Below are 13,772 nucleotides of genomic sequence, written 5' to 3'. Positions count from 1 at the left end.
CGTCAAGAACGATCAACGGCGCTTGTCAGGCGCGCACCGAAGCATAAAGGCGGGATCAGACGATCTTGCTGGAATGCCAGACATGTTTGACCGTCATGTAATTGTCCAACCCCTCGCTGCCGCCCTCGCGGCCATAGCCGCTGGATTTCACGCCGCCAAATGGGGTCTCCGGCATCGAGGCTTCCAACGTGTTGATCGACAGGTTGCCGACCGCGACCTCCTCCGTCAGTTGGGCCAGATAATCAGCGCGGTTGGTGAAAGCGTATCCCGCCAGCCCGAAAGGCACCGCATTGGCTTTTGCGATCGCCTCGTCCAATGACGCGACCGGGTTGAGGATCGCAATCGGGCCGAAAGGTTCTTCCTGCATGATCCGGGCGTTATCGGGCACATTCGCCAGCACCGTCGGCTGGAAGAAATACCCGGTGTCGCCATGCCGCGCGCCGCCTGTCAGCAGCAGCGCGCCTGTCGCCTGCGCGTCATCGACAAGGCTGGCCAGCACCGGCACGCGGCGGTCATTGGCAAGCGGGCCCATCTCAATGCCCGGCTCAAGCCCGTTGCCGACGACGGTTTGCTTGGCGCGCGCCACAAATGTGTCGCGGAACTGGTCAAAAATATCCTCATGCACAAAGAACCGCGTGGGCGAGGTGCAGACCTGTCCCGCGTTGCGGTATTTGCGCACGGCACCCGTCAGCGCGGCGGTCTCCACATCGGTGTCTTCGCACACGATCACGGGCGCGTGGCCGCCCAACTCCATCAGCACCGGCGTCATGTGCTGGGAGGCCAGCGTCGTCAGGTGCTGCCCCACCGCCGTAGAGCCGGTGAAGGCCACAAGGCGCACGGCATCCTGCGGGATCAAATGGCCCGAAATCTCCGCCGGGTCGCCAAAGACCAGGTTCAAAACGCCGGGCGGCAACCCGGCATCCGCAAAGGCTTGCGCGATGTAGATGGCACCTGCCGGGGTTTCTTCCGCGGCCTTCAGAATGATCGAGCACCCGGACGCCAAAGCGCCCGCGATCTTGCGGGCGGGCTGGCTCATCGGGAAATTCCACGGCGAAAAAGCGGCCACAACGCCAATCGGCTGGTGGTGCACGGTGAAGGTCTCGCCCGGTTTTGACGGGATCACCCGGCCATAGGTGCGCATCGCTTCGCCCGCGTCCCATTCAAAGAATTCCGCCCCGCGGATCACCTCAAGGCGCGCTTGGGCAAGGGGTTTGCCATGCTCCAGTGTTATCGCATGCGCGATCTCGTCCTGCCGGTCGCGCAGCAGGGATGCGGCCCGCCGGATCAGGTTGGCGCGGTCGCGCGGCGCGGTTTTGCGCCAGACCTCAAACCCCGCAACCGCCGCCTGCACTGCGTCATCAAGGTCGCTGATTGCGGCTTTCGGCAACCGCCCGATCTGCTGCTCGGTGGCGGGGTTGATCACGGGCAAATCGTCAGACGCTTTGCGCCACGCGCCGCCAATGAAAAGGTTCAGGTCAGGATACATGGTCATACGCCTTGGCCAAAAAACGGTCGCGCCAGCTTCCCGCGGAACAGCCGCCGCACTCAAGCGATATGGGCGAATACAGATATCAAGAAGGGGAATACCTGACGCCCGCGCGCCCAATTCGCCGCGTCAGACGATCAACTGCGCGGCGCCACGCAGCGCCTCCAACATCGCGACGCCCGCCGGGGCCAGCTGCCCCCGTCCGCGGAACGACACGCCCACCGGTCCGGTGCCAAACGGCAGCGCGATGTCCAGCTTCACAAGGCGCCCGGTATCCAGATCATCAAGGATGACATGCGCGGGCATCAGACCGATGTAGTTTTGCGATTGCAGCAGGCTGCGGTTCGTCAGGTAGGACACGGATTCCAGCGCAAAGGGGGGCTGGTACTGGTCATGCTTGATGAAATATTGGTCCAGCTGCCGCCGCAAACTGGTCTCCAACGGCGGGACGATCCAGCCAAACGCTTTCAACGCTTCAAACGTCAATCCTGGGCGGTTGGCCAGCGGGTGATCGCAGCCCACCACCAGCGCCACGTCGTCGTCATAGAGCTTTTCCTGCTTCAGGTCATTGCGATGCCGATGCGTCGGCAACCGGCCCACCACCAGATCAATCTCGCCCGCGCGCAGTTCGGGCATCAACACTTCGTTGGTCCCCTCGATGACTTTCACCAGCAATTTGGGCCTTTCCTTCAGCACCAACTCAATCGCCATCGGCAACAGATGAGACGACGCCGCCAGCAACGTGCCGATTACCACGCGACCGCTATTGCCTTCGCTCAGATCATCCAATTCCTGCGCGGCGTTGGAAATCTGGGCGAAGATCAGTTTGCCGTGGCGGATCAACGCCTCCCCAAAGGCCGTTGGGACGACACCGCGATTGGTGCGTTCAAAGAGCTGCACTTCAAAATCCAGCTCAAGGTCCTTGATCATCTTTGTCGCGGAGGGTTGCGAGATATTGAGATCCCGCGCCGCATTCTGGATGTTGCCATGCTTGCCAACCTCCACCAGCAAGCGCAGTTGCTTAAGCTTCAAACGCGTGCTGGCGCGTTCCACGATCCGGGAATAGCTCGATGCCATAGGCCGCCCCTTAGAAGCGAATTGCGGTTGCGCGTTGCTCAAGTGCGGCGACAACGCTCATCGCCGCAAGCGCGGAACTTTTGGGGTTCCCCGCCAGCGCATTGCCAGAAATCCTGAACTCAAACCGGCCAAAATCGCCCTCAGCCGTGATCTCATGGATATTTTCGGTGACACCCGGATCAGCGATCAGGAGCGCCTCGGTCCGGTCGAACCCAATCCCCGCCAGCGCCACGGCAGCAGCAACATTGGCGTTCTTTGGATAGGCTTGCGCCGCATCCCGCGCGCTGCCGTCAAAATGCACCTGTGCCGCACCTATCATCGTCGCAAGTTCAAGCTTGTCTTCAGCCGGTGAGCCCACCCAGCCCATCGGTGGTTTGCGCCCGACATAGCACACTCGTTTCACCGCACCGCTGCGCGCCGCACGCAACGCATCCAGCGCGCCAATTGCCCCGCTCGCACAATAAAGATGCGCCCCGCCCTCAGTTGCGGCTTGCATCAACGACTGCTCAAGCTGTGGGTCCGCCAACGCGCCCAGCGACACGGTCGTCATATCAAACCCGCGCCGCAAAATGTCGGCGCCGTAGGCGCGCAGCGCCTCATGCCCGGCGCAATCAACGATCTGGTCCAGCCCATCCGGCAGGTCTGCGACATCTGACACCACCACGGCGTCACTGGCACCATCCTCAAACACGCGCCCCGCGCGCAACAGGTAGGCGCCGACGCTATGGCCCTTTTCCGCAAGCTTTTGTTCGACATATTGCGCAATGGCGCCGCGCCCGATCAGGCCAATTTTCATCTGAGTCTCCGTCAATTTGCACCATAGATATCCGCAAAACCAACCCTCTGGCTATTCTTTCCGGCTATATCCAGTTTCGCTCTTTCGAATTGAAATCTACCGCGCGAACCCGCATTTTTCGACCTATCGCGCGCGCCCAGATGGAAGGTCCTACCCCCGTGAAATACAGCAAACACGACGCCAAGGACTACGCCCGTGACACAATGCGCGGCATCTGGGCCGCCGCCCTGAACCCGTTTGACGACAGCGGTGCATTGGATGAGGCCGGTCTGCGCGCCAACATCCGGCACTGGATTGATGATCTGCACATCCAAGGCCTGTTCATCGCCGGAAAGCAGGGTGAGTTCTGGTCGATGTCGCTGGACGAACGCAAACGCAACATGACCATCGCGGCGCAAGAATGCGGTGATACAGCCGGGACGATCATGTCGATCTCTGATCAGAACGTGAACACGGTGCTGGAGCTTGGCCGCCATGCGCAAGACTGCGGCGCGGATTACGTGGTCGTCCACGCACCGATGCTGAGCTTTTGCCATGACCGGGACGAAGTGCTTTATAACTACTACAAATATCTCTGCGACCGGCTGGACATTGGCATCGCCATGTGGAGCCACCCCGACGTGGGCTACCTGATGGCGCCGGAAACCTGCGCGCGCATCGCCGAGCTGCCCAATATCGTCGCGATAAAATATTCCGTCCCGCGCGAGATGTATACGCGCCTCACGCAGATGGTCGGCGACAAAATCCATGTCTCCACCTCCTCCGAAGATGAGTGGATGGACAATATCGAACAGCTGGGCTGGAAGCTGTACCTGTGCTCCTCCCCGCCCTACCAGCTGCAAACCAAGACCGATCTGCGGATGCATGAATACACGCAGCTGGCTTTCGCCGGGAAATTCGACGCCGCCCGCAAGCTACGCGACAGTCTGGACCCGGTGCGCGCGGCGATCAAAAGCACCAAACCCGCCGGAAAACCCACCGCGCATGGCAAATACTGGCAAGAGCTGCTGGGTCAGGTCGGCGGGCGCGTGCGCCACCCGATGCTGGAGCTGACGGAGGCCGAAAAATCCGCGACCCGCGCTGCATTCGAGCGCTGCGGCCTGACGCTTTAGCAGCCCCCTTAGGTCACTTTGGAGCGCACCTGAAACCGGTCTTCCTTCCAGGTCTCCCGCTTCAAAATATCCTCAAGCACGTCCACGGCCCGCAAGATGTCGGCCTCATTGATAAAAAGCGGCGTGATCCCGAACCGCATAATGTCGGGCGCGCGGAAATCGCCAATGACGCCCTGCGCGATCAGCGCCTGCATGCAGGCATAGCCATGCTCAAACTGGAACGCGATATGGCTGCCGCGCGCATCCGGGTCACGCGGCCCGGCAAAACTCACGCCGGGGCAGCGGGCCTCCACTTCGCGGATGAACAGCTGTGACAGGTCAACGGCGCGGGCATGCACATCGTGCATATCGACATGGTCCCACACATCCAGCGCCGCGCTCAGCAGGGAAAACGCAGCAATTGACGGCGTGCCGATGCGCATCCGGTCAATCTTGCCCGGCATCGGGCGAAAATCCGTCTCAAATGCAAACGGCGCCTCGTGGCCGTACCAGCCCGACAGCGCAGGCTCGACGCTGTCCAGCAGCCGCGGCGCCACGTAAATGAAGGCCGGCGCACCCGGCCCCGCATTGATGTATTTATAAGTGCAGCCCACGGCAAAATCGGTGTCGCTGCCCGCAACATCGACCGGAATGGCCCCGGCGGAATGGGCCAAATCCCAGACCACCACCGCGCCCACGTCATGCGCCTTGTCGATGATCGCCTTCATGTCGTGCCGCCGCCCGGTGCGGTAATCGACCTCCGTCACCATCACCACGGCCACCTCATCGGAGATCCCGTCCATCACGTCTTCAGGGTCGGGGATGCACAGCGTGTAGCCGTCATCTTTCAGCTTCATCAGCCCCTCGGCCATATACAAATCCGTGGGAAAGTTGCCGTTATCCGACAAGATCACCCGCCGGTCGGGCACCATCGCAAGCCCCGCCGCGACCGCCTGAAATACCTTGATCGACAGCGTGTCGCTGACCACTGTGGTCCCGCGGGCCGCGCCGATCAGCTTGGCCACGCGGTCACCCAGAACATTGGTCTGCATCCACCAGTTTTTGGTGTTCCAGCCCTTGATCAGCTCGGTGCGCCATTCATCCAGCAAAAACCCCTGCATCGCATCCGGCGCGGCCTTTGGCATCGGACCAAGCGAATTGCCATTGAGGTAAATCATGCCCTCCGGGATATCGAACATCGCGCGGGTCTTGGTGAAATCAGTCATGGTCCCTCTTTGGTATCGCGTGGCGGTGATTGCAGCCTCACCACATGGTGCTCGCGGCGCGCGCGCCCCATTCAGCGTCATAAGTGCCGCCATCAAATGCGCCGGAGCTCATTTCCGCCAACATGTCGCCGACACTGGGAAGCCCGGCGCTGTCATCCTCGCCCGCCCAGACCCGTGCGCGCATCAGCGCACGCGCGCATTGGCTGTAAATCTCTGCAATCTTGATCACGATCACGGACCTTGGGTGCCGCCCTTTCTGTTCAAACGAAGCCAGCAAATCCGCATCCACACAGACCCGTGCGGTCCCGTTCACCCGAACGACATTGTTTGATCCGGGTACCATGAACATCAGGGAAACACGGCCATCTGATACGATATTGCGCAATGAATCCATACGGTTGTTGCCGCGCCAATCCGGCATTGCCAGCGTATGTTCGTCCAGCTCGCGTACCACCGGGCCGTCATCACCGCGTGGGCTGCCATCCGTGCCCTCAGGCCCCACGGTCGACAAGATGCACAAGCGGGAGGCCATGATCCACGCCCGATATGTCGGCGTCATCTGGCACGCGACTTTCAGAAGGGAAGCCTCACCGGGGGTGCCGTAAAGCGCCTCCAAATCCTCGATGCGCTCTACAAATTCCATCAGCTTTGCTCCACCTCTGGGGGCCGCGTGAACCCCGCTTCATCCAGTAATTCCTCGCTGGAGGTTTCGACTTCCTGCTCCAACCGCTGCAAAAACTCTTCTTTGCCAAGCCCCGCCGGGATCGGCGGCAGAAAATCCACCACCGCCGTGCCGGGCTTTCGGTAAATGCCGTGGCGCGGCCAGAACACACCAGCATTCGTGGAGACCGGGTAGCATTCGGTGCCCATCTGCTCATACAGCACTGCCGTGCCGACCTTGTAGGGCCGCTTTACCCCTGGCGCGAGCCGCGTGCCTTGGCTGTAAATCACCAGCTGGCCCGGCAGGCTTTCACCCTTTTTGACGTCTTCCAACATCTTGGCAATCGCCTTGCCACGCTTGCCACGGTTCACCGGCACACTTCCCAGCCGGTAGGCATATTGCCCTAGGATCGGCGCATAGAGCAGGATTTGCTTCATGATGAATTTGCCATGCGGGATCGCGTCGTAAATCATGATGATATCAAGGAAGGACTGGTGCTTGGCGGCCACCAGAACTTGGCCTTCCGGCGGCGTGCCCCGCACCTCGCAGCGCAGATTCACCATCCAGCGCGCCAGAAATTTCACATAACGGCAATAGGCGTGGCAGGCCGCCACAGCACCGTGCGGGCTGACAATAGTCCAAGGCAGATACAGCAGCGCATAGACCGGCATGCCCGCATACATCACGATGATAAACAGCAATGACCGCAGCCATTGAATTGCATAGCTCATCAGGTCACTCCCTTCAGCACCGACATTGCAGCACTACGCGTCGCCCAAAATGCGACCACCGCGCCCAGGATCGGGATAAGCAGCGGCAGCAGCCAATGCACGCCCTGAAAGCCCAATCCGGTCAGGAAGGCGCCTTCCTCGGCCGCGCCGGGCAGAAGCGCGATTGCGGCCATCCCGGCCAAAGTGCCCACAAGCGCGCCCAACGCCGTGCGCAACGTAAACCGCCGCACAAAAGCGCGCGCGATGTAAGTGTCGCGCGCGCCCACAAGCCGGGTAACTGAAATCACCTGCGCATTTGCCGCCAAGGCCGCGCGCGCCGCCAATGTGATCATCGCCGCCGTCGACAAGGCGATCAGCCCAATCGCGATCCAACCCAGGTTGCGCAGCCGCGTCGCCGCCGACACCAGCGGCCTGCGCCACCGCGTGTGATCATCCAAAACCGCGCCGGGCGCTTCAGCGGCCAATCGCAGGCGCAAACCTTCAATGTCATAGCCCGCGTCATCCTCGATCACCTCGATCAGGCGCGGGATCGGCAGCGCGTCCACCGGCAGGTCGGGTCCGAACCATGGCTCCAGCAACAAGCGTTGTTCTTCGTCGCCCAGGATGCGCGATCGCGCCACGCCCGGCGTCAGCCGCAGCACCTCCTGCGCCGCGCGGGTCTGCGCCTCCAATTCCGCCACTGGCGCCGAAATCCGCACCGTCGAAGATCGCGCCAGTTCCGAATCCCACCGATCCGCCAGCCGTTCCGTGGCCAACGACAAGGCCAACGCAAACACCGTCAAAAACGCCATCGACGCTGCCGTCAGCGTGGTCAGCGTCGCGGTAAATCCCGTCGGCGGCACAACCCGGTCGGCCTGAGGGTCGCCCCGCAACAGGTCGCGTAGTACGGTCAAAACGCGGCTCACAAATCCGCCCCCGCCAGTTGCAACGACTTGTTGGCAATGCGCAAAACCCGCACCGAGACCTGGTTCTTTGCCGCCCGGATCAGGTTCATGTCATGCGTCGCCACAATCACCGATTTGCCCAGTTTGTTCAGCTCAATCAACAGCTTCAGCAGGCGCTGGGACATTTCCCAATCGACGTTGCCCGTCGGCTCATCGGCCAAAATCACATCCGGGTCCATGATCACCGCGCGTGCCAGCGCCGCGCGTTGCCGTTCCCCGCCCGACAGTTCGGCGGGGCGCTGTTCGGTCTGCGCGCGCAGCCCCACCCAATCCATCAAGGCGCTCAAATCCTCAGCCCCCGCGCCCGGGTCGCGCCCCGCGACGGTCAGCGGCAGGGCCACGTTCTCGCGCAAGCTCAGATGGTCCAGAAAACGGCAATCCTGATGCACCACGCCGATGCGCCGCCGCGCGGCGGCAATCTGGTCGCGCCCCATCGCGCGCACGTCCTGGCCAAACACCTGAACCAGCCCGGAACTGGGCACCAATTCCATGTAGCACAGCTTCAAAAAGGTCGATTTGCCCGCCCCCGACGGCCCCGTCAGGAAGTGAAACGAACCCGGCTGCACCCGCAGCGATAGGTCGTTCAAAAGATCTCCGCCGCCGTAGGAATAGGCAACCTTGTCAAATTCAATCACGCGCGGCGGCTCCGGTTTCTTGGTTAAGGACAATTAGGCCATAGCGGGGCACAGTTGCAATCAATCAGAAACACTAACGCTTGGAATAGGTTTTCTCCCGCGTTAAGAGTGCATAGGTTAACGGGGACCCGCCAGCAAGCCGGCGGATACAAGGGACAACAATGCGGCTGATTTGCCCGAATTGCGATGCTGAATATGAGGTCGAGGCGAGCCTGTTTCCGGTCGAAGGTCGGGACGTGCAATGCTCGAATTGTTCAAACACCTGGTTTGTGAAACCCGGTGAGCTTGAACCTGCGGAGGCAGGCCCGGCCGAAACGCCCCCCGAACTGACCGCCAAACGCACTGAGACCGACCCAAAAGCGCTTGATATCCTGCATGAGGAAGTCGCCCGCGAAAAGCGCGCGCGTTCAGCCGAAAGCAGCGGGTTAGAGACGCAAACTGATCTGGGCCTCGAAGACCCGACGCCCGCCGCCGAAAGCCAAGACCCAGCGCAGGTTGAAGCTGCCCTCGCGCCCGCGCCGCGCCGTCCCGAAGGCGGCAAGCGCGAACTGTTGCCCGATATCGAGGAAATCAATTCAACCCTTGCCGACACGCCTGATCCCGATCTTGACAGCGACGGGTCCGAAACGGCCACAAAGACTGGCGGGCGCAGCGCATTCCGGCTGGGCTTTGGCCTTGTTTTGTTGCTGATCGCCGCGATTTTGGTCGTCTACGCCTACGCGCCGGAGTTGGCAGAACGCTTCCCAGGCGCTGCAGGCATGTTGAAAAGCTACGTCGACATGATCGACACGTTGCGCGCAGCACTCGACACAGGCGCGCAAGCCTTGCTTGAACAGCTCAACGCCCTGACCGAACAGGTCGGTGACAATTCTCAGAACTGATCGAGCAGCCTGTTAAGGTAGTCGCGCTCGACCTCAGGGCGATCTTGCTCCCCTGACCGGCGGCGAATTTCGTCCAGCAGCTCGCGTGACCGACGCTCCGCCAGCTCATCGCCCAAAAGCCCTTCATTCGTGCCGATCTGGCCGTTTTGACCCGGTTCACGGCCCAACGGGTCGCGGCTGTCATCGCTGGCTTGGCCGGGCGCATCGCCTTGCTGGCCCTGTTGCTGGTTCTCGGCCATCGCCTCACCCAGATTGCGCATGCCTTCGCGCAACGCGTCCATCGCATCCGATTGCGCGCCCAGCGCTTCGGCGGTGTCGTCATCGCGCAAGGCTTCCTCGGCGCGGCCCATGGCCTCATCGGCGCGTTCTAATGCTTCGCGTGCGGCGTCGCCAGCTTCCGTGCCTTCGCCCGGTAGCGGTTGGTTGCGCTGTCGGTTCAGCTCGTCGCGCAGGCGTTCCTGACGGTCGGCAAGGCTGTCTTCGCCACTGCCGGAATTGCCTTCGCCCGGCTCCTGTTCGCCTTGATTTTGCGCCTGACCTTGCCCGTCGCCGCCTTCATGGCTTTCGCCGCGGCCCTGCCCGCCATTGCGGCCTTCATTGCCTTCATTTTCGCCCGCTTGCGCGCCGGGATTGAACTGCTCTTGCAGGTCGCGGAACGCCTCATCGCTTAGGCCTTGCTGGTCGCGCAGGGTTTCCTGCAAGCCCTGCATGGCCTGATCGCCTTGGCCCTGCTGACCTTGGCCCGGCTGGCCTTCGGTCACTTGCATGTTCTCCATCATCTCCATGAGCTGTTGAAGAAGTTCCTGCGCCTCAGCGGTGCGGCCTTCCTTCATCAGCTCTTCGATCCGGTCGAGCATATCTTGCAGGTCTTGCCGCGTCATTTCCTGGCTATTTTCAGATTGCTGGCCCGGCGCCTGCTGGTTGGGCTCTTGCGCCAACTGCTCCATGAACTCGCGCATCGCCTCTTGCATTTCGCGCATCAGCTCGGAGATTTCTTCGTCCGACGCGCCTTCTTCCATCGCCTGATTCAGGCGCTCCTGCGCGCGTTTCAGCCGCTCAAGCGCGTCCGACAAGCGCCCCTCTTCCAGCATGGTCGCGGCGCGCCACAGCAATGCGGCAATCTCATCGCGCTTGGCTTCGCTCAGCCCATAGGTGCGGTGCACGTCCAGCCGTTCAATCGCCCGGCGGACCATCAGATAGGCGGTCTCATTCGGGAAATACCCGTCCGGCTCAAAGGTGATGGTTTTCAAAACCTGGCTCACACGTTTCGCGTTTTCGCGCGACCACAGGATGTCGCGGCGCTGTTCAATCAAGGCCGATGCAATCGGTTGAAAAAACCGCCGCCCCGGCAGCGCGGTGTCGACAAATTCATCCGGGCTCTCCTGGCCCAGCGCGTCAAACACATCCAGCGAGAAGCGCACATTCAGCCCCGCCCAGGGGTGCTCCGCCAGATTTTCGACCAGCAATTCCGAAAAATTGTCGCGGTTGCCGCTGATGGGCATTGGCAGGTCCAGCACCAATGCGTCACGCGGTTCCGGGTCAACGCTTAGGCCGTAGCGCCGGTCAATCTCTTCCAGATGCAGCGTGACGGTGGTCGTGCCACCTTCGACGCCGTAATCATCCGAGGCCGAGAAAGGCATTTTCATCTCGCCATCAAGGCTGCGCTCAATCTCACCATCAAGTTTGACATGCGGGCGCGCATCCGCGCGCGCGTTCACCTGCCATGTCTGGTCATCAATGCTCAGCGCGCCGCTGCGGGTCACGTCTATCGAAAAGGCCGATTGCGGTTCCGTTGGCGGTGCCGTGCCGGAAAGCGTTTCGGACCAAGGGATCGCGCCCACCTGACCATAGAGGCGCACGGTAATTTCACTGCTGGTCGGCACCTCAAACGCGCCCACTGTTACGTCGTTTAGATAAATCGTGGGCTTGCCGGTGTAATCGGGCGGTTCCACCCAAGCCTCCCAGCTGGGGCCCGCGATCACGGCCTCGCCCGGCGTGCCCGGCAAAACGCCCTGCGGCGCGCCCAGCCGCCAGATCGAGCCGAACAGCACCGCAACCCCGAACAGCAACAGCGCCGCGTAGCGCAGCGCGAACGGGTCGCGTTTGGAAATCTTCAAATCCGGCTCTACCGCCTTGGCCGCCGCCAGCCGCTTGCGGGTCCGCGCGATATGCGCCTGCCACACGCTGCGCGACGCCACATCATCGGCCCCAATCGCCATGTCATCAAACGTCGCCGTCAGCGGGCGGCCCGGCATCGATTTGTCCAACGCGTCCACCGCGTCGTCTTCGCTGACCCAGCGGAAATTGCGCCGGGCGTAGATCAGCCCGCCGACAATCGCCGCCGCAAACGCGACGCAGCCAATCCAGAACACTTCCAGCGACACGCTGTTATGCAGCCCAAACGACAGGATGAAAAACGCCACCAGCAGCACTGACCACAGCGGCCAAAGCCCGCGCACGGCCTGTTCCGCCAACATCCCGGCCCGCGTCAGCCCCAGCGGGCGGCGCAAATTGTACAGCTCAATCTTGCGGTCGTTCTCGTTCAAATCACGAATCCTGCGGCCCAGCACACCATAGCGCTACAGCCATGAAGGAATAGTATCGCGATTTATCATCTCGTCAAAGGTCGGGCGCGCCCGGATGACGGCGAATTGATCCCCCTGCACCAAAACCTCCGGAATGAGCGGCCGGGAGTTGTATTCCGACGCCATCACCGCGCCATACGCCCCAGCCGAGCGGAAGGCGACCAGACCGCCCGGCGCCATGCCCGCCATTTCGCGCCCTTTGGCGAAGGTGTCGCCGCTTTCGCAGACCGGGCCGACCACGTCATAGACCGCGCGTTCTGCCCCCGGGGCGGGCTCTATCACCGGCACAATGTCGTGATGCGCGCCATACATGGCGGGCCGGATCAGGTCGTTCATCGCGGCGTCCAGGATCAAAAACTGGCGGTCCTCGCCCTGCTTCACATAGATCACTTCGCTGACCAAAATGCCCGAGTTCCCGGCGATCAGCCGCCCCGGTTCAATCTCGATCTCGCAGCCCAGATGGCCGACCTCCTCGCGCACCACTTGCCCAAAATCGCGCGGCAGGGGCGGGTCGGCGTTGGAGCGCTCATAGGGGATGCCCAGGCCGCCGCCCAGATCGAGCCGCGAAATCTCATGGCCTTCGGCGCGCAGGGTCTCCGTCAACGCGGCGACTTTGCGAAACGCCAGCCGGAACGGCTCCAGATCGACCATCTGGCTGCCGATATGGACGTCAATGCCGATCACTTTCAGCCCCGGCAGGCTGGCCGCAAGGGCGTAAACCTCAACCGCACGGCTGATCGGGATGCCAAATTTGTCGCCCTTCTTGCCGGTTGAAATCTTCTCATGCGTCTTGGCGTCCACATCCGGGTTCACGCGGATCGTCACCGGCACCTCGGCCCCCATCGACGCCGCAACCCGCGACAGCACCGCCATTTCCGGCTCGCTTTCGATGTTGAACTGGCGGATGCCGCCTTCGATGGCCACACGCATCTCGGCTTCGGTCTTGCCGACGCCGGAAAATACGATCCGGTCGCCTGGCACGCCTGCCGCGCGCGCACGCCTGTATTCCCCGCCGGACACCACATCCATGCCCGCGCCCAAATCGCCCAGCAGCTTCAACACCGCCTGATTGGAATTGGCCTTCATCGCGTAGCAAACCAGATGCTCCATGCCCTCCAACGCCTCGTCGAACAGCTTGAAATGGCGCGAAAATGTCGCGCTGGAATAGCAGTAAAACGGCGCGCCGACGGCGGCGGCAATCTCGGACACAGGGACGTCTTCGGCGTAAAGCGCGCCGTCGCGGTACAAAAAGTGGTCCATAAAGTTAGGCCTTGGAACGGAGAAACAGGTAAAGCGGCAGCCCGCAGCTGACGCCGATGCAGAACGTCGCCGGGATTGCGACCAAGTTCAACCACGCTTTGCGTTGAACGCTTTCAACGATCACCCAAATCGTCAACGCCACAGCCGCAATCGTTAAATCCCACACCAGACCGGAGGTCGCAGCATTCGCATGCCAGGCCTCGACCATCGCGCTTAGGGAATAGCCGTTTTCATTAAACCACGCGATAAACCAGCTCATCGGGTGGATCGTCCCCCAAATCGCGAGGCCCAAATAGACAAGGCGCATGATCGTCATTCCGGTGTCCCTTCAGCAAAGACGTGTGCCGCGCTACGTAGAGCGAATCCCGCCGGTGTAAAACCCCGCATAGCAAGCAGAAA

General features: G+C 61.8%; 13 protein-coding genes. 2 read left to right on the top strand and 11 right to left on the bottom strand.

Translation table 11 applies throughout. The annotated features are described in order from the left end of the window. Nucleotides 1-55: 55 nt before the first annotated feature. From ACZ1G7_RS15140 to ACZ1G7_RS15130, 3 genes are all read right to left on the bottom strand, one after another. The gene (locus ACZ1G7_RS15140; RefSeq protein WP_472660217.1) at nucleotides 56-1,486 is read right to left on the bottom strand and encodes an NAD-dependent succinate-semialdehyde dehydrogenase; all 1,431 of its coding nucleotides are present in this window, start codon (nucleotides 1,484-1,486) and stop codon (nucleotides 56-58) included. Between the two features lie 129 nt (nucleotides 1,487-1,615). Continuing rightward, a complete protein-coding gene (locus tag ACZ1G7_RS15135; protein WP_472660216.1) occupies nucleotides 1,616-2,563 on the bottom strand; it encodes a LysR substrate-binding domain-containing protein in 948 nt (315 codons plus the stop codon). A 10-nt stretch (nucleotides 2,564-2,573) separates the two neighbouring features. Beyond that, nucleotides 2,574-3,359 (bottom strand): aspartate dehydrogenase, encoded by a 786-nt coding sequence (locus ACZ1G7_RS15130; RefSeq protein ID WP_472660215.1) that lies wholly within the window; start codon nucleotides 3,357-3,359, stop codon nucleotides 2,574-2,576. Between the two features lie 158 nt (nucleotides 3,360-3,517). On the opposite strand from ACZ1G7_RS15130, the gene ACZ1G7_RS15125 reads away from it, so the two are divergent. Beyond that, complete coding sequence (locus ACZ1G7_RS15125; protein ID WP_472660214.1) at nucleotides 3,518-4,471, top strand: dihydrodipicolinate synthase family protein; 954 nt, start codon at nucleotides 3,518-3,520, stop codon at nucleotides 4,469-4,471. Between the two features lie 8 nt (nucleotides 4,472-4,479). Here the strand turns inward: ACZ1G7_RS15125 and kynU are convergent, their stop codons facing one another. From kynU to ACZ1G7_RS15100, 5 genes are read right to left on the bottom strand one after another with little or no spacing between them, the layout of a single operon-like run. Further along, nucleotides 4,480-5,676, bottom strand: coding sequence for a kynureninase (gene kynU, locus ACZ1G7_RS15120; RefSeq protein WP_472660213.1), 1,197 nt, complete (start codon nucleotides 5,674-5,676; stop codon nucleotides 4,480-4,482). 37 nt (nucleotides 5,677-5,713) lie between these two features. Further along, the gene (locus ACZ1G7_RS15115) at nucleotides 5,714-6,319 is read right to left on the bottom strand and encodes a pyridoxamine 5'-phosphate oxidase family protein (protein ID WP_472660212.1); all 606 of its coding nucleotides are present in this window, start codon (nucleotides 6,317-6,319) and stop codon (nucleotides 5,714-5,716) included. Continuing rightward, entirely contained in the window at nucleotides 6,319-7,068 is a 750-nt protein-coding gene (locus ACZ1G7_RS15110; RefSeq protein ID WP_472660211.1) for a lysophospholipid acyltransferase family protein, read from the bottom strand. The genes ACZ1G7_RS15115 and ACZ1G7_RS15110 overlap by 1 nt, the downstream gene beginning before the upstream one ends. Continuing rightward, nucleotides 7,068-7,973: a cell division protein FtsX gene (locus ACZ1G7_RS15105; protein ID WP_472660210.1), complete on the bottom strand. Its 906-nt coding sequence runs from the start codon at nucleotides 7,971-7,973 to the stop codon at nucleotides 7,068-7,070. Before ACZ1G7_RS15105 ends, ACZ1G7_RS15110 begins: the two co-directional genes overlap by 1 nt. Continuing rightward, the gene (locus ACZ1G7_RS15100) at nucleotides 7,970-8,647 is read right to left on the bottom strand and encodes a cell division ATP-binding protein FtsE (RefSeq protein WP_472660209.1); all 678 of its coding nucleotides are present in this window, start codon (nucleotides 8,645-8,647) and stop codon (nucleotides 7,970-7,972) included. The genes ACZ1G7_RS15105 and ACZ1G7_RS15100 overlap by 4 nt, the downstream gene beginning before the upstream one ends. Nucleotides 8,648-8,808: 161 nt before the next feature. Here ACZ1G7_RS15100 and ACZ1G7_RS15095 point away from each other — a divergent pair, with 161 nt between their 5' ends. After that, nucleotides 8,809-9,528, top strand: coding sequence for a zinc-ribbon domain-containing protein (locus tag ACZ1G7_RS15095; protein ID WP_472660208.1), 720 nt, complete (start codon nucleotides 8,809-8,811; stop codon nucleotides 9,526-9,528). On the opposite strand, the gene ACZ1G7_RS15090 is transcribed toward ACZ1G7_RS15095, so the two are convergent. Genes ACZ1G7_RS15090 through ACZ1G7_RS15080 form a run of 3 tightly spaced genes read right to left on the bottom strand, consistent with a single transcriptional unit; the run spans nucleotide 9,519 to nucleotide 13,680 of the window. Next, nucleotides 9,519-12,074 carry a DUF4175 domain-containing protein gene (locus tag ACZ1G7_RS15090; RefSeq protein WP_472660207.1) on the bottom strand — a complete coding sequence of 852 codons (2,556 nt, stop codon included), beginning with the start codon at nucleotides 12,072-12,074 and terminating at the stop codon, nucleotides 9,519-9,521. The two genes, ACZ1G7_RS15095 and ACZ1G7_RS15090, sit on opposite strands and share 10 nt — an antisense overlap. Nucleotides 12,075-12,107: 33 nt before the next feature. After that, nucleotides 12,108-13,373 carry a diaminopimelate decarboxylase gene (gene lysA, locus ACZ1G7_RS15085; RefSeq protein WP_472660206.1) on the bottom strand — a complete coding sequence of 422 codons (1,266 nt, stop codon included), beginning with the start codon at nucleotides 13,371-13,373 and terminating at the stop codon, nucleotides 12,108-12,110. 4 nt (nucleotides 13,374-13,377) lie between these two features. Then, nucleotides 13,378-13,680, bottom strand: a complete 303-nt coding sequence (locus tag ACZ1G7_RS15080) for a DUF2834 domain-containing protein (RefSeq protein ID WP_472663744.1) — start codon at nucleotides 13,678-13,680, stop codon at nucleotides 13,378-13,380. Nucleotides 13,681-13,772 lie beyond the last annotated feature (92 nt).

This window comes from Litoreibacter sp. JB4-2 (assembly GCF_055693445.1).
The sequence above is the reverse complement of the archived record's forward strand: the minus strand, read 5'-3'. Positions and strand labels throughout refer to the sequence as shown.